Origin of the sequence: Microvirga sp. GCM10011540, assembly GCF_042650665.1 — a bacterium.
Lineage (GTDB): Bacteria > Pseudomonadota > Alphaproteobacteria > Rhizobiales > Beijerinckiaceae > Microvirga > Microvirga lenta.
Genome location: NZ_JBHSBQ010000023.1, coordinates 1 through 16,575 on the forward strand (window position 1 = coordinate 1; position 16,575 = coordinate 16,575).

A 16,575-nucleotide genomic window follows, 5' to 3' on the forward strand; every position below is an offset into this window, starting at 1 on the left:
TGATAGTGCACATTCACAAATGCCAACGACAACGTTGACATGGGTGCGGTTCGCCTCGCGGCGTAACCATCCGGGGCTCGGGAAAGCCTAGCAACAGAAACGGCACCTTCGGGTGCCGTTCCCATTTTCGGCTCCCCTTTCAGAGCTGTGAAGACGCGCTGAGATGGCCGATCGGCGGCCCCTGTTCGGCCGTGAAGACGCCGGCCGTCAGCACTCCCCTGAACACGGCTCCGGTATCCAGGTTCGTTCGATAGCGGCGTATATCCGGCCGGTCCGTCACCAACGGCGTGTGGCCGTGAACCACGTGTTTTCCGAAATCGTAATTGACCTCGAGGAAGGGTTCCCGGATCCAGAGCCTGTCTTCGTCCGATTGTCTCTCGAAGGGCCTGCCCGGCCGGAGGCCCGCGTGGACATAATAGTGCTTCTCGTCCTCGAACGAGGTCGGCAGGGAGCCTATCCATTCCAGCAGGTCGCCCGGTATGGCGGCTGGGCTCCGGACGCCGAAGGACGCCAGGGCGGCGTCGCCGCCGTTGCGGACCCACCAGAAGGTCCCGGTCGGGTCTCCGATGGCCTTCAGCAGCATGTCCTCGTGATTGCCCATGAGACAGATGACCCTGTCCGGAGACCCGCCCTGCAACGCCCGAACCGTCGCGATGACCGCAGCGCTGTCCGGGCCGCGGTCGATGTAGTCGCCCAGGAAGACGAGCCTGTGGGGCCTGCCCTCCGCATGCTCGCGGATCTTGCCCAGGAGCCGTTGGAGCAGGTCGTGCCGCCCGTGGATGTCACCGATGGCGTAAGTCAGCATGGGAGCATTATAGTTCGACAATCGCCGGGGCGCAGGGGAGGGGCTCCCGCGCATCTCGCCGGACGGCGTGTTCGAAGGGCGGACTCGGCTCTCCCTGAACGACGGCCGCCTGATATATTATGTCGCTGTTAATCCAGTCCGGCGTAACCTGCGCATGTTTCTGGAGGAAAGATCATGCTTCGCACAGTCGTTGCGGCGGCACTCGCCGTCGGTGCAGCATTCACCGTCATGCCGACGAGCGCCGTGGCCCAGGGGCTGGTGCCCTGTGCGCCCGAGGGCGGGTTCTGCCGGGTGCCTTATCCGACCCGGGTCGTGTACGGCATTCCCGGCCGCACCACGGCGCGCGAAGTCGGCGGACGCGGCATTCCCTGCTCCAATGAGGTGTTCGGCGATCCTGCCCCCGGCATTCCCAAGCGCTGCGCCTACATCGAGCGCAGGTTCGACCGGGATGGCGGTTGGGGGCCGGATCGCGGCAGACCGGGTCCGGACTTCGACAGGCCCCGCCGGGATTTCCGCGGTCCCGACTGGCGCGACGACAGGGCGGCGGCCTGGCAGTTCTGCGCCCGCGAGAACGACTTCTGCGACTTCAGGGGGACCAGGCGGGTCCGGTACGGGGCTGGCCGTCGTTTCGTCGAGCGGGTGTCCCGCGACGGCATCCCCTGCAACAACAGGGCCTTCGGCGATCCGGCGCCGGGCGTTCTGAAGGTCTGCCAAGTGCTCGATTGAGCATGAGGAAAGCGAATCAGGACCCCGACGGCAACCTGCCCGGGGTCAGCCATAACGGAAGGCGCGGCCATCCTGGCGGCGTCTAGCCGGCTGAGGGTTGCTCCGCCGATCCGCCAGGGTTCCTTCACGATGCCCGATCCGGGGCCCGGGAGTGCCGATATCGCACCCGCGGCGCCTGGGGAGAGTCGGTGCTTCCCTCTTGGAACCGAAAAACCTGCCTTAGGTTTCCAGGGATGGCTTTCCTGAATTTCAGCGAATGGTCCCTCTGGATCAACGTGGCGATCTTCCTCGTCAGCGGCGGCTGCGTCTGGGCCGCCGGGTCACGCCTGGCGGGCTACATCGACGGCATTTCGGATCAGGCGAAAATAGGCAAGGGCTTCGCCGGCATGCTGCTTCTCGGCGGCATCACCTCGCTGCCGGAGATAGCGACGACGACGACCGCCTCGTTCACGGGCAATGCCCCGCTTGCGATCAACAACCTGCTGGGCACCTCGTCGATCAACCTCGTGCTCCTCGCCATCGCGGACGCCATCTTCGGCCGCAGCGCACTCACCTCGGTGGCCGCCAACCCGGGATCCCTGCTGCAGGGCGTGCTCGGCATGATCCTGATGGGGGTCGTCACGGTCGCCATCATCGCCGGCGAAGTTGCGCTCGGGCCTGTCGGAGCATGGTCCAGCCTGCTCATCATCCTGTGCATCGGGGCGCTCTGGCTCTCGTCCCGCTACGACCGGCGCCATGTCTGGGAAGCTGTCGACGGGAAGGTCGAAGACGGTGCTTCGCGCACCCGGAGCGGAGAGAGCAACAAGCAGGCGGGCGGAAAGGAGGAGGACAAGCCATCCCTGAGATCCCTCGTCATCAGGACCGTGATTGCCGCCGCAATCATCCTGGTATCGGGTTTTCTGCTCTCCCAATCGGCCGACGCGATTTCCCAGAAGACCGGCATCGGCGCAAGCCTCGTCGGGCTCGTGCTGGTCGGTCTCGCCACCTCGCTGCCGGAGCTGAGCTCCATCGTCGCGGCGGTCCGCATCAGGCGCTACGAGATGGCCGTGGGAGACATCTTCGGCACCAACCTGTTCAACATCTCCCTCCTGTTCCTCACGGATCTGACCTATAGCGGCGATCCCGCCCTCGAAATCGCCGACACGTTCGAGGCCGTTGCCGCCGTGCTGGCACTGATCCTGACCGGGATCTTCGTGCTCGGACTTCTGGAGCGCAGGGACAGGACGATCTTTCGGCTGGGCTACGATGCTGCGGCCGTATTGGCCATCTTCGGGGCCGGACTAGGGCTGCTCTACACGCTGACCGACCAGTCGGCGACGGCGAAGCAGGGACAGCAGGCAAGCCAGAGCGCGCGAGAGCCGGACAGCGGCAAGACCGAGCCTGCCGCACCTCCGTAAACCCCGCCCCTTCGCCGATGCAACTCACGCGATGGGATCGTCGAAAGGCCTTCCACCGTCTCAGCGCAGGAAGGGGTCTTTCCCGGCCTCGAGGATTTCTTCCGCTTTCCGGGAGAATTCGGCACTCGGCAATCCAGCCGGAATGAGCTCGCCATATGTGACCGTTATGGTCCCGCTGCGCTTGCAGGTACTGCCGGGGCTCCAGAAATGCCCGGAGTTCAGCGCCATCGGCAGCACTGGCACCCCAAGCCTGGCATAGAGAAGCTCTGCGCCACGCTTGAATTCGACCTTGTCCGTGACCTGCCGCCGGGTGCCTTCTGGAAAAACGAGCACGAAACGTCCTTCCGACAGAGCGGCTTGGCTCTGCTGGATCATTTCCCGCAGAGCTTTGGGGCCGGTCTCGCGGTCGATGACGATCATGGGCGAGCGGCGCAGATACCAGCCGAACACGGGGATCGCGAGCAGTTCCTGCTTCGCCACAACGGCGACATCCGGAAACAGCAGCAACGACGCCAATGTCTCCCATGTCGACTGGTGGTTCGCGACGATCAGGCACGGTTCGTCCGGAACGTGCTGACGACCCTTTTCGATGTGTCGCAGGCCCACGACGTATTTGAGCCCGAACAGCGCGCCGCGCACCCAGAGCCGGGTTGCAGATCGAATGGCAGAGTTGGGCGAACCGCAGAGCCACAGCACTGGCACGGCAAGCCCGAACAGGGCCGTCCAGATCGCAAGGAGAAGGTCGAAGAGCTTGGACCGCAACCAGATCAGGGATCCTGGATGCGCGTTCAACACGACGCCAGGCGATCCCTGGCCTGTCTGTCCATCCGAAGCGCCACGATGGGCCTGAGTGTGCGCCGCACTGCTGATCCGCTCTATTCCTTCAAGCACCTGCCGCTTCCTCGATGTTGATGCCGAATGCCGCCGCTGTCGGTCACCGGCGTGCTTTTCTGGCGGCGTAACGGGCGTCTCTGGCGGCCTTTTGCTCTATCTCCAGCGCAACCTGACGCTCTTCTCGCTCCAGAGTTTCACGCGCCTGCTCCTCGAGCCGCAGGTTGCGCTCGGCGGTCTCGCGAGCCTCCCGCTCCGCAGCTTCACGCGCTTTGTCGGCGAGCTTGGCGGCCTCCCGTTCGGCCAGTCGTACCTCACGTGCGGCACTGACGGCCTGTCGAGCCGCTTTGCGCTCGGCAAGGGCTGGATCGTCCATGGCGGCCTTCGACTGGAAGCGTTGCTGCATCGCTTTTCTGGCGCTTTCGGCGGTGCTCAGCCGGTCGCCAAAGCCCTTGTCGCGAAATCCGCTCATGCCTTGATCTCGCTCTCGCGCACAGCGCGCTCTGTTGCTGCTGATCGGATCCGGTACGAAACCTCACCGGTCTCGTCGGCAGGCATGAGTCGTACGACTTCGTAAATGCCGCTACCGCTGGCGCGGCTGTCTGAAAGCGGGGCGCGCACGAGGCGTACCATCTGGCGGATCTTGTACTTGTGGGACATTGCTCGTTCTCCTGTGCGTGGACGCGCCACGACAGCAAAGAAAAAGCCGCTCCACTGCGGAGCGGCTCCAATAGGTCAGCGCGGTTTCGCCTGCGCCGGACGAGATGGTTTTATGCCATCTCGATCTTGTTGACGGCGATCTTGCCGCTGCGGCGATCCTCGGCGGTATCGAAGGCGACCTTCTGGCCCTCGACCAGACCGCGGATGCCGGCACGCTCGAGGGCGGTGGCATGGACGAAAACGTCGCTCTGGCCGTTGTCAGGCTGAATGAAGCCGAAGCCTTTTTGATCGTTGTAGAATTTTACGGTGCCCGTATTCATGGGGATATCCTCGATATGCGTGAGTGCACGTGAGTTCGGGGTGTGCGAAGGCACGACCTCCAACTCGGGCTCGTCGATGTTTGGGAAGAGTGTCTAAACGTGCGCCCGGCATGCCAAGGCGAAACGGCTCGATTGTCCGGCCAAAATGTCGATGAATTTGATATAGGCGGTTTGTTCGTGATTACAAGCGCAGGCGAAGCGGCAAGTCCCGCATAGGGGAGATATTCCGGCCTGCGAGAAAGCTCCCTTCATCGAACATGCCAGGGCGGGTGGGCCAAGCCTCGAACCCGCAGCCCTCTATGTTCCAAAGGGCTTGGCTGGTGCTGCCAGAGAGGATCGAACTCTCGACCTCTCCCTTACCAAGGGAGTGCTCTACCACTGAGCTACGGCAGCGCGCCAACGAAGAGGGCCGCTTACTGCCACAGCCCAGCGTCATGCGCAAGCTTCGAAAACGATCTTTCTTCGCTTTATTCGGCAGCCTGCGCTTTTGGTTGGAGAGGAAGCTTGAGCGCGATCCAGACCTCGACCAGGGCTGCGGCCAGGGCATCGATATGGGCATCCGTGTGAAGCGGGCCCGGCGTGATGCGCAGGCGCTCCGTGCCGCGGGGCACGGTGGGATAGTTGATCGGCTGGATGTAGATCCCGTGCTTCTCCAGGAGGCGGTCCGAGGCCGCCTTGCAGGCCTCGGCGTCTCCGACCATGACCGGGACGATATGGGTGACGGTGTCCATGAGGGGGAGGCCCGCGGCTGTGAGCACCGCCTTCGTCCGGGCCACCTGGCGCTGATGCCGCTGCCGCTCGTCGTTGGAGGCCTTGAGGTGGCGAATCGAGGCCGTGGCCGCCGCGGCAACGGCCGGAGGCAGGGCGGTCGTGAAGATGAAGCCGGGCGCGAAGCTGCGAATCGCGTCCATCACGGCCCGTGAGCCGGTGAGATAACCGCCCATGACGCCGAAGGCCTTGCCCAGGGTGCCCTCGATCACGTCGATCCGGTGCATGACGCCGTCGCGTTCGGCGATGCCGCCGCCCCGGGGGCCGTACATGCCGACCGCATGGACCTCGTCGAGATAGGTCATGGCATCGTAGCGCTTCGCCAGATCGCAGATGGCGTGGATCGGCGCGATGTCCCCGTCCATGGAATACACGCTCTCGAACACGATCAGCTTCGGCCGGTCCCCGGCCGCCCGGAGCAGCTCCTCCAGGTGGGCGAGATCGTTATGGCGGAAGATCTGCTTGTCGCAGCCGGACTGGCGCACGCCCTCGATCATCGAGTTGTGGTTGAGCGCGTCCGACAGGATCAGGCAGTTCGGGATGAGCTTGGCCAGGGTGGAGATGCCGGTCTGGTTCGAGACGTAGCCCGAGGTGAAGACGAGGCCCGCCTCCTTGCCGTGCAGGTCCGCAAGCTCGGCCTCGAGCTCGACGATGGGGTGGCTGGTGCCCGAGATGTTGCGCGTGCCGCCGGCGCCGGTGCCCAGGCGCCAGGCCGTTTCGACCATGGCACGGGTCACGTCCCGGCTCTGGCCCATGCCCAGATAGTCGTTCGAGCACCATACGGTGATCTTGCGGGTGCCGTCCGGGCTGTGCCACAGGGCCTCCGGAAAACGGCCCGCCAGGCGCTCGATGTCTGCAAAGACGCGGTAACGGCGTTCCGTCTGGAGACGCTCGAGGGCTTCCGTAAAGAAGGTTTGGTAATTCATCATCTCACCGGAGGGGCAACACAACACCCCGTGGGTTTATGCCCTATGATGCCAGAGGACATTGATCCCGGTCAAAGTTCGCAGGATCGATATTCTGGTTGAGGGGCGGATGCGAAGCCATTATCTGATCATGGCGACGATGGGTCGCGTGAAACATGTCCGACATGAAAGCGCAAGAGAAAGCCGAGCGCCTGAAGGCGGCTTTGAAAGAAAACCTGAAGCGGCGCAAGGCTCAGGCCCGGGGGCGGCAGGCGGTCAGGCCGGCCGAATCCTCGGCTGGAACCGAAGAGGGCAGCTTGAGCGTTACCGGCGAGCGCGACAAGCGGTCCGACTAGTCTGGACGGGCCGCTGGACGCATAGCTCTGACAATCATTACTGAAGGGGATCCAGATGGACCGCATTCGCATCCGGGGCGGCGCGCCTCTCAACGGCCTGATTCCGATCTCGGGCGCCAAGAACGCGGCTCTGCCTCTCATGATTGCGAGCCTCCTCACCGAGGAGACGCTCGAACTCGGCAACGTGCCGAGACTCGCCGATATTTCCTCCCTCCTGCGGATCATGAGCAATTTCGGCGTGGATCACTCCATCGCCGGCCGCCGTCCCGGCCAGAGCACGGAAACCGGCCAGACGATCCGCCTCACGTCGAAATCCATCATCGACACCTGCGCGCCCTATGAACTCGTCTCGACCATGCGGGCGAGCTTCTGGGTCATCGCCCCGCTCCTGGCCCGCTTCGGCCACGCCAAGGTGTCCATGCCGGGCGGCTGCGCCATCGGCACCCGTCCGGTCGACCTCCTGATCATGGCCCTGGCCAAGCTCGGCGCCGCCATCGAGATCGATGCCGGCTATGTGGTCGCCACGGCTCCCAAGGGACTGAAGGGCGCCGAGATCGACTTCCCCAAGGTCACGGTCGGCGGAACCCACGTGGCCCTGATGGCCGCGACTCTGGCCGACGGCACGACCGTCATCCGCAACGCCGCCCGCGAGCCGGAGGTGGTGGATCTGGCGGAGTGCCTCGTCAAGATGGGCGCCAAGATCCAGGGCGCCGGCACGTCGGAGATCGTGGTGGAGGGTGTCGCCCGCCTGGGCGGCGCGAACCACGACGTGCTGCCGGACCGGATCGAGACCGGAACCTACGCCATGGCGGTTGCCATGACCGGCGGCGACGTGGTGCTCGAGAACACCCGGCCGGAACTCCTGCAATTCGCCCTCGACGTGCTGGGCCAGTCGGGCGCGGAGGTCTCTCCAACCCACAGCGGCATCCGGGTCCGCCGGAACGGCAACGGCATCCAGGCCGTCGACGTCACGACCGATCCCTTCCCAGGCTTCCCCACCGACCTCCAGGCGCAGTTCATGGCCCTCATGACCCGGGCCTCGGGAACGTCGCGCATCCGCGAGACGATCTTCGAGAACCGCTTCATGCACGTGCAGGAGCTGGCCCGTCTCGGAGCCCAGATCCGCCTCGATGGCGACTGCGCCTATGTGGACGGCGTGTCGAGCCTCAAGGGGGCGCCCGTCATGGCGACGGACCTGCGCGCGTCCGTGTCGCTGGTGATCGCGGGCCTCGTGGCCGATGGCGATACCACCATCAACCGGGTCTATCACCTGGATCGCGGCTTCGAGGCCCTCGAGGCGAAGCTGGCCCGGTGCGGCGCCGAGATCGAGCGTCTCCGGGGCTGACGACGCCGCAAAGCGCGCTCCGGCCGTGGAAAGCGGCGGCTTGAGCGCGTCTTTCCCGGATCCGGGGCCTCCTGGACGGCATCTTTGTCCGCCGAATCGGGTTTGGACCGGGCCGGGTGGTTGCGCCGGGGCAGGGGGCTCTCTACCTAGCTGTCAAAGCTCAACAACAGGTTGGCAGCCCCATGGACCTTCTGAGACTCGTCGCCCTCGATCCAGAGGATCTCGCCGTCATCTCCGCTCACCTGCAGGATGCCCTGCTGCGCGTCGACGACATGGTTTATCTCCCCAAGGAGCGCCGCTTCGCGCTCCAGGTCCGCCGGTTCGACTGGGAGGCGGTCTCAAGCACGCCCCAGCGCCGGCTGACCTGCATGCATTTCGAGCACGTGACCGGCGTGCGCGTCCGCGGCATCGACCAGACCAAGAAGGATGCCGTTCTTAACCTTCTTGCCATTTCCTTCGAGGAACGCGATGCCCCATCCGGCACGGCGACCTTGATCTTCGCCGACGGCGGAGCCATCCAGGTCGACCTGGAGTGCATCGAAATGCAAATGAAAGATCTCGGCCCGGTCTGGGCCGCCGAAAGCCGCCCCTCGCACGACGAACAGCCGGCGGAGCGCCTCTGATGGCGCAAAGGCTCGATGCGCGGGATCCCTCCTTCCCGCAGGCCTTCGCCGCACTTCTGTCTGCGAAGCGTGAGGTGTCCGAGGACGTGGACCAGGCCGTCCGCGCCATCATCGAGGACGTGGTCGCCCGGGGCGACGAGGCCCTGATCGACTATACGCGCCGCTTCGATGCGCTGGATCTGACGGCCGAAAGCCTGCGGGTTTCCGATGCCGAAATCGCCGCGGCCGAGAGGCAGTGCCCGAAGGAGACGCTCGACGCTCTCGCCCTCGCGAAGGACCGCATCGAGGTCTATCACCGCGCGCAGCGCCCGCAGGATTCCATGACGACCGACTCCGTCGGCGTGACGCTGGGGTGGCGCTGGACCGCCCTGGAATCGGTGGGCCTCTACGTGCCCGGCGGGCGGGCGAGCTATCCGTCTTCCGTTCTGATGAATGCGGTGCCGGCCAAGGTCGCGGGCGTTCCCCGCATCTCCATGGTGGTGCCGACCCCGCGCGGCGAGACCAATCCCCTCGTCCTCGCGGCGGCCCGGCTCGCGGGCGTGGACGAGATCTTCCGCATCGGTGGCGCGCAGGCGGTGGCCGCGCTCGCCTACGGCACCGCCTCCGTCCAGCCGGTGGCGAAGATCGTCGGGCCCGGCAACGCCTATGTGGCGGCAGCCAAGCGGCGCGTCTTCGGCCAGGTGGGCATCGACATGATCGCAGGCCCCTCGGAGGTGCTCGTTCTCGCGGACAGCCACGCCAATCCGGACTGGGTCGCGGCCGACCTCCTGGCGCAGGCGGAGCACGATCCGGTGGCCCAGTCGATCCTGATCACCGACAGTGCCGAGCTGGCTCAGGCGGTGGAGGAGGCGGTCCGGCGCCAGCTCCAGACCCTGCCGAAGGCGGAGATCGCCGGGGCGAGCTGGCGCGACTACGGCGCCATCATCCTGGTCGAGAGTCTGGCGGACGCCATCCCCCTGGTCGACCGGCTGGCCCCGGAGCATCTCGAAATCGAGACCGAGAACGCGGAGGAACTCGCGGCCAGGGTCCGCAATGCCGGCTCGATCTTCCTCGGCAGCCACACGCCGGAGGCTATCGGCGACTATGTCGGCGGCCCGAACCATGTCCTTCCGACGGCCCGCTCGGCCCGTTTCTCCTCCGGACTCGGCGTGCTTGACTTCATGAAGCGAACCTCGATCCTGAAATGCGATGCAGGCGCCTTGCGGGTGCTGGGTCCTGCGGCCATCGCCCTCGGCCGGTCCGAGGGGCTGGAAGCTCACGCGCGGTCGGTGGCGATCCGCCTCAATCTGTGACGGGATCGGACAACGGGATGACGAGCGAAGCGAAGGAGCGATGCCGACTGGTCGCTGTCACGCTCGACGAGGCATCCATCGGCCGGGGCAATCCGGATCAGGAGCATGAGCGGGCCATCGCCATCTACGACATCGTCGAGGCGAACCACTTCGCGGTGCCGGGCTACGATGGCGGTCCTTATCTGCTCCATATCGCCCTGGTGGAGAAGAAGCTCTGTTTCGATATCCGGGGGCAGGACGGCGCTCCGGTCGTCATGCACCACCTGTCGCTGACGCCGTTCCGCAAGGCGATCCGGGACTACGAACTGATCTGCGACAGCTACTACAAGGCCATCCGCTCGGCCTCCCCGGCGCAGATCGAGGCCATCGACATGGGACGCCGGGGGCTCCACAACGAGGCTGCGGAGCTTCTGATGAAGCGTCTCGACGGCAAGGTGGAGCTCGATTTCGATACGGCGCGCCGCCTCTTCACCCTCATCTTCGCGCTGCACTGGAAGGGGTGACGGGTGGAGGAGCCCCGCGCCAAGAAAATCCAGTCGGTCCTGTTCGTCTGCGCCATGAACGCAATCCGTTCTCCGATGGCCGAGGCGATCGCGCGGCACTATTTCGGCAAGTCGATCTACGTGCAGTCCGCCGGTGTCCGGAGGGGCGAGACCAACGGCTTCATGCACGCGGCGCTGGACGAGATCGGCATCGACGGCTCCAAGCACAAGCCGCGCACGCTTCAGGAGCTGGAAGAGTGGGAGGGGCTCAATTTCGATCTCATCATCTCGCTCTCGCCCGAGGCGCATCACGCCGCCATCGAGCTGACGCGCACGATCGCCGCCGAGGTGGAATACTGGCCGACGCCCGATCCGAGCCTGACGCAAGGGTCGCGCGAGCAGGTTCTGGACGCCTACCGCAACGTCCGCGACGGGCTCATCTATCGCATCCGCCTGCGTCTCAAGCGTGGGTCAGAAGCCAAGGGCGCGGATGAGGGACAGGGTCCCTAGACCCACGAAGAGAGCTGCCAGGTCGAACCGGGTGAACACCATAGTGAGGACCGTGACCGTGAGGGCGATCATGGCGGGAAGACCGTTGTCGAGTACGACGGGAAGGATCGTCGCCATGATGATGGAGCCCGGAAGCGCGCGCAGGCCCCGCTCCATCCGGGGCGTGATGCGGACCCGGCTCATGACGACCACGCCCGCGATGCGGCAGAAAAAGGTCACGGCGGCCATGGCGGCGATGGCCAGCGCGGCTCCCCAGGGGCCCGCGGCGATGGCTTCGAACGACGTCATTCGATCAGCATCCCGGCGATGACGCCGGCCAGGGCTCCGGCGGCGATGAAGAGATAGCCGGGCACCAGGGCATGGACGGCCAGGGAGACGAGACCGGCGACCAGCCAGGGCAGGGCTGGCTTGGCGCCCTTCCACAGGGGCACGAGCATGATGCCGAAGAAGATCGGCATGACGAGATCGAGGCCGAAGCGCCTCGGCTCCGGCACGAGGGCGCCGGCAAAGTAGCCCGCCAGCGTCGCCAGCAGCCAGACGACGTAGAGGATGGCCGCACAGCCCAGGAGGAAGCCCACGTCGCGCCCGCCCTCGTTGTAGTAGCGGGTGCTGATGAGCCAGCCCGCCTCCGTGAGAAGGAAGAGGTTGAGCGCGGCGCGCGGCTTCGGCTCGTATCTCAGCCAGGGCTGGAGCGTTGCGCCCAGCAGGATCATGCGGGAATTCACGATGGCCGTGACGGTCACGATCGTCAGGATCGTGGCAGGCGACCAGACCTGCTGCCAGATCTCCAGCGCCACCATCTGGGATGCGCCGGCATAGACGAGGCCGGTCAGGCCCATCGCCTCGCCGAAGCTCAGGCCCTTCTGGGCCGCGGCGGTGCCGAAGGCGAGGGCGAACATGATGAAGCCGGGGAAGGCCGGCACCGCGCTGCGGGCGCCGTGGCGGAGTCCGGCAAGGGAAAAGAAGGGGCGGGACGTGGACATGAGCCTGCGCTCTGTGCCTTTCGCCGCCCCCGCCGTCAACCGCGTTCGGCGCGGGTCTGCCGTTCCCTTAGGTCTTGGCCGCGCCCCGGCCCGCATTGCGGGCCACGAAGTAGCCGGCCACCACCACGAACAGCGCTCCGACCGCGGCGGCCCCGTAGAGGACGACACCGGCAGGCTTGACGTTGAGCGGCGGGTGACCCGGATCGGGCAGGACGAACTGGGAGTAGTTGTCCGACAGCCAGCCGAGTACGATCGGATCGGTCACGATCATTTCCGCGGCGATGTATCCGAGCAGGGCGGCGCCGGCCCAGACGATGAACGGGAAGCGCGTGATCAGCTTGGTGATCAGGGTGGCGCCCACCATGATCAGCGGAATCGACAGCAGAAGACCGAAGACGAAGAGTTCCGGGTGTCCGCGGGAGGCGGCCGCGATGGCGACCACGTTGTCCAGGCTCATCACCGCATCGGCGATGGCGATGGTGCGAACCGCCTTCCAGAGGCTGGTGCTGGCCTCGATGTTGCCGTGCGAATCCGCGTCCTCGCCCTGGATGAGCTTGAGCGCAATCCAGAACAGGAGGAGACCGCCGACGATGCGCAGGAAGGGGACGCCGAGGAGCTCGGAGATCAGAAAGGCGAAGACGATCCGCAGACCGACCGCCGTCAGGGCGCCGAGGGTGATGCCGAGCTTGCGCTGATGCGCCGGCAGCGAGCGGCACGCCATGGCGATGACGACTGCGTTGTCGCCCGACAGAAGGATGTCGATCCAGATGACCTGAAGCAGGGAGACGAGAAAGGAGGTTGAAAGGATATAGTCCATGGCGGCCCTGGAGGGTTTCAGGTCGGGAAGGGAATTGGGCTTAAGTATAGATATGTGACTCGGATTCAACCGAAAAACGCAGCATCCTGCGCTGAAAATCAGTTACGTCCAAGGCCTCGGGCACGGTTTATACGGCTAAAGATTGCGCGTTTCCCCGGCCGAACGCACGAAATCGTTCTCGGGTCGCTTGATCAAGGGCGAGGCCTTGGGCACAACACGGGACGAATAAGCTCTGGTCGCAACCAATGCGCCCGGTCGGGAGGCCGTCCATGTCCATTTCTCACGAACGCCCTGAAGCGCAAGGGCGCCAAGGGCCGGTTCGCGCGCCGCAAAGCCTCGCAGGCGGCATCTTTCTTCTCGCCCTTGCGGCTCTCGCGCTCTGGCTCGGGCGCGACCTGTCCCAAGGCACCTTGAGCTCCATGGGCCCCGGCATGCTGCCGGACTGGCTCGCCATCGGGGTCGGCCTGTGCGGCCTCGCCCTCGTGTTCTTCGCCTTCACCAAGGACGGCGAGGCCCTCGAGGGCTGGAGCCTGCGCGGTCCGGCCCTCGTCATCATCGCCATCCTGGCCTTCGCGGTGACCATCAGGCCCTTCTCGTTCGGCCCGCTGTCGATCCCTGGCCTCGGCCTCATCGTGGCGGGGCCGCTCGCCATCATCATCGGCGGCTTCGCCAGTCCGGACTCGCGTCTGAGGGAGCTCGTGATCCTGTCCCTCAGCCTGACGCCTTTCTGCATGATCCTGTTCGGCGACCTGCTCAACCTGCCGATTCCGGTCTTCCCCCAGGCGCTGACCGGCCTTTTCCCCGCCGAGTGGTCCCAGAAGGACGTCCTGAGGGCAACGGCGGCGATCATGGCCGCCGCCGCCGTCGTGGTCTATTTCGCCGGCCGCCGGCGCGGAAGGACCACGGAGATCGAAGTGCCCGACCATAGCGGGAGGATCTAATGGGCGACCTGTTCTCCAATCTGAGCCTCGGCTTCGGGATTGCCCTGACGTTCCAGAATCTGGGACTGGCCTTCCTGGGCTGCCTCGTGGGCACGCTCATCGGCGTCCTGCCCGGCGTCGGCCCCATCGCCACGATCGCGATGCTCCTGCCGATCACCTTCGGGCTCGATCCCACCGGCGCGCTCATCATGCTGGCCGGCATCTACTACGGCGCCCAGTACGGCGGATCGACCACCGCGATCCTCGTCAACATTCCCGGCGAGGCCACCTCGGTGGTGACGGCCCTCGACGGGCACCAGATGGCCCGCCAGGGCCGGGCGGGCGTGGCGCTGGGCATCGCGGCCATCGGTTCCTTCTTCGCCGGCACCGTGGCGACCGTGGTCATCGCCGCCCTGGGGGCGCCGCTGACCCGTCTCGCCCTGGTGTTCGGCCCGACCGAGTATTTCTCGCTCATGGTCATGGGCCTCGTCTTCGCGGTGGTTCTCGCCCGCGGATCGATCCTGAAGGCGGTGGCGATGATCCTGGTGGGCATCCTGCTCTCCACGGTCGGAACGGATCTCGAGACCGGCGAGGAGCGCCTGACCTTCGGCCTGCCCTTCCTCATGGACGGTATCGACTTCGCCGTGCTGGCCATGGGCATCTTCGGCATCGCCGAGATCCTGCGCAATCTGGACCATACGGAGACCCGGGACGTGGTGCGCCAGACCATCGGGCGCCTTCTGCCGAACAAGGATGACTTCAGGCAATCCTACAAGCCCGTGCTGCGCGGAACCTTCATCGGCGCGGCGCTCGGCATCCTGCCCGGCAACGGCGCGGTGCTCGGGCCCTTCGCGGCCTATACCCTCGAGAAGAAGCTCGCCAAGAATCCGCGCCGGTTCGGCCAGGGCGCCATCGAGGGCGTGGCGGGGCCGGAATCGGCGAACAATGCCGGCGCGCAGACCTCCTTCATCCCGCTGCTCACCCTCGGCATTCCGCCGAATGCCGTGATGGCCCTCATGGTCGGCGCCATGACGATCCACGGCATCGTGCCGGGTCCGCAGGTGATGACCCGCAACCCCGACCTGTTCTGGGGCATGATCGCCTCCATGTGGGTCGGCAACCTGATGCTGCTCATCATCAACCTGCCCATGATCGGCATGTGGGTGCGCCTCCTGAAGGTGCCCTACCACCTGCTGTTCCCCGCGATCCTGATGTTCTGCTGCATCGGCATCTATTCCATCAACTCGCTACCCACGGACGTGATGTTCATCGGGCTGTTCGGCCTCGTCGGCTACATGCTCATCAAGTTCGGGTTCGAGCCGGCGCCGATGCTGCTCGGCTTCGTGCTCGGCAAGCTGATGGAAGAAAACCTGAGGCGCGCGCTCATCATCTCGCGCGGGTCGCTCGAAACCTTCATCGAGCGTCCGATCAGTGCCGGCCTCCTCGTGGTCGCGCTGATTCTTCTGGTCCTGGCGCTCCTGCCCTCCATCCGGAAGGGGAGGGACGAAGTCTTCACCGAGTAGCTTGCCTTCGGCGGCGCCTTGTCCAAATGTAACGAGAGAACTTTTTCCAGGGAGGAAATTGAATGAAGAAAATCGCACTGGCTCTGACCGCCATTCTGGGCCTCGCCGCCTCCGGCGCCCAGGCGCAGAACTATCCGACGCGCCCGATCACCATGATCGTGCCGTTCGCGGCGGGCGGACCGACGGACGTGGTCGCCCGTATCGTGACGGATCATATGTCGCGCACGCTCGGTCAACAGATCGTGATCGAGAACGTGGCGGGCGCCGGCGGCACGACGGGCATCACCCGGGCGGCCCAGTCCCAGCCCGACGGCTACACCATCATGATGGGCCACATGGGCACCCACGGTGCGGCTCCGGCCCTCTATCCGAACCTGCGCTACGACCCGACGAAGGATTTCGCGCCGATCGGCCTCGCCGCCGGCACGCCGATCCTCATCGTCGCCCGCAAGGACTTCCCGGCCAAGGACCTCAAGGGCTTCCTGGATCACATGAAGGCCAACGGCGACAAGGTGAACATGGCCCATGCGGGCGTGGGCTCCGTGTCCCACTCCACGGGCATCCTGTTCAACTCCATCATCGGCGCGAAGCCGACCATGGTCGCCTATCGCGGCACGGGTCCGGCCCTGAACGACCTCATGGCCAACACGGTCGATTACATGACCGACCAGATCGTCAACGTGGCGCCGCAGATCCAGGGCGGCAACATCAAGGCCTACGCCATCGCCACGCCTGAGCGTTCCCCCGCTCTGCCGGACGTGCCGACCACCAAGGAGGCCGGACTCGGCGACTATCAGGTGAGCGCCTGGAACGCGGTGTTCGCGCCCAAGGGCACCCCGCCCGACGTGGTCGCGAAGCTCAACGACGCCCTCGTGAAGGCTCTGAGCGATGAGAACACCAGGAAGCGCCTCCAGGACCTCGGCGGCGTCATTCCTGCGCCGGAGGAGCGTACGCCGGAATCCCTGCAGAAGCTCGTCGAGAGCGAGGTGGCTCGCTGGACCCCGGTCCTCCAGGCCGCCGGCGCCAAGGCGGAGTAACTTTCCCATCTGTCGACGAAAACGGCGGGCCCAAAGCCCGCCGTTCTCTTTTGCGTCACTGCGACGTCAAAGAAGTCTTGAAATTAGCCGCCGACCCGATTACACCCAGCCCCGAGTGCAGCCGTAGCTCAGTTGGTTAGAGCACCAGATTGTGGATCTGGGGGTCCCCCGTTCGAGCCGGGGCGGCTGTACCACTTGCCCCTCGCAGGTTTGATGCCACCAAACTATTGCGCAGTAAGGGTTTCCCAGATTGTTGGGCGTGTTCCGCTAAGGTC

20 protein-coding genes and 2 tRNA genes are annotated in these 16,575 nt (G+C 65.5%); 12 read left to right on the forward strand and 10 right to left on the reverse strand.

The window, feature by feature from the left end:
- Window positions 1-139: 139 nt before the first annotated feature.
- Entirely contained in the window at window positions 140-805 is a 666-nt protein-coding gene (locus tag ACFOYU_RS08270) for a metallophosphoesterase family protein (protein ID WP_377033181.1), read from the reverse strand.
- 174 nt (window positions 806-979) lie between these two features.
- Here ACFOYU_RS08270 and ACFOYU_RS08275 point away from each other — a divergent pair, with 174 nt between their 5' ends.
- Entirely contained in the window at window positions 980-1,531 is a 552-nt protein-coding gene (locus tag ACFOYU_RS08275; protein WP_377033182.1) for a hypothetical protein, read from the forward strand.
- Window positions 1,532-1,764: 233 nt separating this feature from the next.
- Window positions 1,765-2,928 carry a sodium:calcium antiporter gene (locus ACFOYU_RS08280; protein WP_377033183.1) on the forward strand — a complete coding sequence of 388 codons (1,164 nt, stop codon included), beginning with the start codon at window positions 1,765-1,767 and terminating at the stop codon, window positions 2,926-2,928.
- A gap of 60 nt (window positions 2,929-2,988) precedes the next feature.
- On the opposite strand, the gene ACFOYU_RS08285 is transcribed toward ACFOYU_RS08280, so the two are convergent.
- The 6 genes from ACFOYU_RS08285 to hemA form a co-directional block, all read right to left on the reverse strand.
- Window positions 2,989-3,630 carry a lysophospholipid acyltransferase family protein gene (locus ACFOYU_RS08285; RefSeq protein WP_377033184.1) on the reverse strand — a complete coding sequence of 214 codons (642 nt, stop codon included), beginning with the start codon at window positions 3,628-3,630 and terminating at the stop codon, window positions 2,989-2,991.
- Between the two features lie 232 nt (window positions 3,631-3,862).
- A complete protein-coding gene (locus ACFOYU_RS08290; RefSeq protein WP_377033185.1) occupies window positions 3,863-4,231 on the reverse strand; it encodes a DUF6481 family protein in 369 nt (122 codons plus the stop codon).
- Entirely contained in the window at window positions 4,228-4,419 is a 192-nt protein-coding gene (locus tag ACFOYU_RS08295; RefSeq protein WP_226740005.1) for a hypothetical protein, read from the reverse strand. Before ACFOYU_RS08295 ends, ACFOYU_RS08290 begins: the two co-directional genes overlap by 4 nt.
- A 110-nt stretch (window positions 4,420-4,529) precedes the next feature.
- Window positions 4,530-4,739, reverse strand: coding sequence for a cold-shock protein (locus tag ACFOYU_RS08300; RefSeq protein ID WP_226740003.1), 210 nt, complete (start codon window positions 4,737-4,739; stop codon window positions 4,530-4,532).
- Window positions 4,740-5,057: 318 nt separating this feature from the next.
- A tRNA-Thr gene (locus ACFOYU_RS08305) sits at window positions 5,058-5,132 on the reverse strand.
- A 74-nt stretch (window positions 5,133-5,206) separates the two neighbouring features.
- On the reverse strand, window positions 5,207-6,433 hold the full coding sequence (gene hemA, locus ACFOYU_RS08310; RefSeq protein WP_377033186.1) for a 5-aminolevulinate synthase: 1,227 nt from the start codon (window positions 6,431-6,433) through the stop codon (window positions 5,207-5,209).
- Window positions 6,434-6,588: 155 nt separating this feature from the next.
- Between hemA and ACFOYU_RS08315 the strand changes: the two genes are divergently transcribed.
- The 6 genes from ACFOYU_RS08315 (at window position 6,589) to ACFOYU_RS08340 (ending at window position 11,020) form a co-directional block, all read left to right on the forward strand.
- A complete protein-coding gene (locus ACFOYU_RS08315; RefSeq protein ID WP_377033187.1) occupies window positions 6,589-6,768 on the forward strand; it encodes a hypothetical protein in 180 nt (59 codons plus the stop codon).
- Between the two features lie 55 nt (window positions 6,769-6,823).
- Window positions 6,824-8,113, forward strand: coding sequence for a UDP-N-acetylglucosamine 1-carboxyvinyltransferase (gene murA, locus ACFOYU_RS08320; RefSeq protein WP_377033188.1), 1,290 nt, complete (start codon window positions 6,824-6,826; stop codon window positions 8,111-8,113).
- A gap of 182 nt (window positions 8,114-8,295) precedes the next feature.
- Window positions 8,296-8,736, forward strand: a complete 441-nt coding sequence (locus ACFOYU_RS08325; protein ID WP_377033189.1) for a DUF2948 family protein — start codon at window positions 8,296-8,298, stop codon at window positions 8,734-8,736.
- On the forward strand, window positions 8,736-10,028 hold the full coding sequence (hisD, locus tag ACFOYU_RS08330; protein ID WP_377033190.1) for a histidinol dehydrogenase: 1,293 nt from the start codon (window positions 8,736-8,738) through the stop codon (window positions 10,026-10,028). Before ACFOYU_RS08325 ends, hisD begins: the two co-directional genes overlap by 1 nt.
- A gap of 17 nt (window positions 10,029-10,045) precedes the next feature.
- Window positions 10,046-10,531, forward strand: a complete 486-nt coding sequence (locus ACFOYU_RS08335) for a UPF0262 family protein (protein WP_226739954.1) — start codon at window positions 10,046-10,048, stop codon at window positions 10,529-10,531.
- A gap of 3 nt (window positions 10,532-10,534) precedes the next feature.
- A complete protein-coding gene (locus tag ACFOYU_RS08340) occupies window positions 10,535-11,020 on the forward strand; it encodes a low molecular weight phosphatase family protein (protein ID WP_377033191.1) in 486 nt (161 codons plus the stop codon).
- On the opposite strand, the gene ACFOYU_RS08345 is transcribed toward ACFOYU_RS08340, so the two are convergent.
- The 3 genes from ACFOYU_RS08345 to ACFOYU_RS08355 all read right to left on the reverse strand — a co-directional run bounded on the left by ACFOYU_RS08345 (window position 10,982) and on the right by ACFOYU_RS08355 (window position 12,820).
- Window positions 10,982-11,308: an AzlD family protein gene (locus ACFOYU_RS08345; protein ID WP_377033192.1), complete on the reverse strand. Its 327-nt coding sequence runs from the start codon at window positions 11,306-11,308 to the stop codon at window positions 10,982-10,984. The genes ACFOYU_RS08340 and ACFOYU_RS08345 overlap by 39 nt on opposite strands.
- The gene (locus tag ACFOYU_RS08350; RefSeq protein ID WP_226739950.1) at window positions 11,305-12,003 is read right to left on the reverse strand and encodes an AzlC family ABC transporter permease; all 699 of its coding nucleotides are present in this window, start codon (window positions 12,001-12,003) and stop codon (window positions 11,305-11,307) included. The genes ACFOYU_RS08345 and ACFOYU_RS08350 overlap by 4 nt, the downstream gene beginning before the upstream one ends.
- A 67-nt stretch (window positions 12,004-12,070) precedes the next feature.
- Window positions 12,071-12,820, reverse strand: a complete 750-nt coding sequence (locus ACFOYU_RS08355; protein WP_377033193.1) for a TerC family protein — start codon at window positions 12,818-12,820, stop codon at window positions 12,071-12,073.
- Window positions 12,821-13,089: 269 nt separating this feature from the next.
- Between ACFOYU_RS08355 and ACFOYU_RS08360 the strand changes: the two genes are divergently transcribed.
- The 4 genes from ACFOYU_RS08360 to ACFOYU_RS08375 all read left to right on the forward strand — a co-directional run bounded on the left by ACFOYU_RS08360 (window position 13,090) and on the right by ACFOYU_RS08375 (window position 16,494).
- Window positions 13,090-13,761: a tripartite tricarboxylate transporter TctB family protein gene (locus ACFOYU_RS08360; RefSeq protein ID WP_377033194.1), complete on the forward strand. Its 672-nt coding sequence runs from the start codon at window positions 13,090-13,092 to the stop codon at window positions 13,759-13,761.
- A complete protein-coding gene (locus tag ACFOYU_RS08365; protein ID WP_377033195.1) occupies window positions 13,761-15,263 on the forward strand; it encodes a tripartite tricarboxylate transporter permease in 1,503 nt (500 codons plus the stop codon). Before ACFOYU_RS08360 ends, ACFOYU_RS08365 begins: the two co-directional genes overlap by 1 nt.
- Before the next feature lie 62 nt (window positions 15,264-15,325).
- Window positions 15,326-16,300 (forward strand): tripartite tricarboxylate transporter substrate binding protein BugD, encoded by a 975-nt coding sequence (locus tag ACFOYU_RS08370; RefSeq protein WP_377033196.1) that lies wholly within the window; start codon window positions 15,326-15,328, stop codon window positions 16,298-16,300.
- A gap of 117 nt (window positions 16,301-16,417) precedes the next feature.
- A tRNA-His gene (locus tag ACFOYU_RS08375) sits at window positions 16,418-16,494 on the forward strand.
- Window positions 16,495-16,575: the final 81 nt, after the last annotated feature.

Coding starts and splice junctions, on each gene's coding strand:
- ACFOYU_RS08345 (WP_377033192.1), bottom strand. CDS start 11,308: ATGACGTCGTTCGAAGCCATCGCCGCGGGCCCCTGGGGAGCCGCGCTG.
- ACFOYU_RS08315 (WP_377033187.1), top strand. CDS start 6,589: ATGTCCGACATGAAAGCGCAAGAGAAAGCCGAGCGCCTGAAGGCGGCT.
- ACFOYU_RS08360 (WP_377033194.1), top strand. CDS start 13,090: ATGTCCATTTCTCACGAACGCCCTGAAGCGCAAGGGCGCCAAGGGCCG.
- hemA (WP_377033186.1), bottom strand. CDS start 6,433: ATGAATTACCAAACCTTCTTTACGGAAGCCCTCGAGCGTCTCCAGACG.
- ACFOYU_RS08280 (WP_377033183.1), top strand. CDS start 1,765: ATGGCTTTCCTGAATTTCAGCGAATGGTCCCTCTGGATCAACGTGGCG.
- ACFOYU_RS08355 (WP_377033193.1), bottom strand. CDS start 12,820: ATGGACTATATCCTTTCAACCTCCTTTCTCGTCTCCCTGCTTCAGGTC.
- ACFOYU_RS08270 (WP_377033181.1), bottom strand. CDS start 805: ATGCTGACTTACGCCATCGGTGACATCCACGGGCGGCACGACCTGCTC.
- ACFOYU_RS08350 (WP_226739950.1), bottom strand. CDS start 12,003: ATGTCCACGTCCCGCCCCTTCTTTTCCCTTGCCGGACTCCGCCACGGC.
- murA (WP_377033188.1), top strand. CDS start 6,824: ATGGACCGCATTCGCATCCGGGGCGGCGCGCCTCTCAACGGCCTGATT.
- ACFOYU_RS08325 (WP_377033189.1), top strand. CDS start 8,296: ATGGACCTTCTGAGACTCGTCGCCCTCGATCCAGAGGATCTCGCCGTC.
- ACFOYU_RS08370 (WP_377033196.1), top strand. CDS start 15,326: ATGAAGAAAATCGCACTGGCTCTGACCGCCATTCTGGGCCTCGCCGCC.
- hisD (WP_377033190.1), top strand. CDS start 8,736: ATGGCGCAAAGGCTCGATGCGCGGGATCCCTCCTTCCCGCAGGCCTTC.
- ACFOYU_RS08290 (WP_377033185.1), bottom strand. CDS start 4,231: ATGAGCGGATTTCGCGACAAGGGCTTTGGCGACCGGCTGAGCACCGCC.
- ACFOYU_RS08335 (WP_226739954.1), top strand. CDS start 10,046: ATGACGAGCGAAGCGAAGGAGCGATGCCGACTGGTCGCTGTCACGCTC.
- ACFOYU_RS08295 (WP_226740005.1), bottom strand. CDS start 4,419: ATGTCCCACAAGTACAAGATCCGCCAGATGGTACGCCTCGTGCGCGCC.
- ACFOYU_RS08365 (WP_377033195.1), top strand. CDS start 13,761: ATGGGCGACCTGTTCTCCAATCTGAGCCTCGGCTTCGGGATTGCCCTG.
- ACFOYU_RS08275 (WP_377033182.1), top strand. CDS start 980: ATGCTTCGCACAGTCGTTGCGGCGGCACTCGCCGTCGGTGCAGCATTC.
- ACFOYU_RS08300 (WP_226740003.1), bottom strand. CDS start 4,739: ATGAATACGGGCACCGTAAAATTCTACAACGATCAAAAAGGCTTCGGC.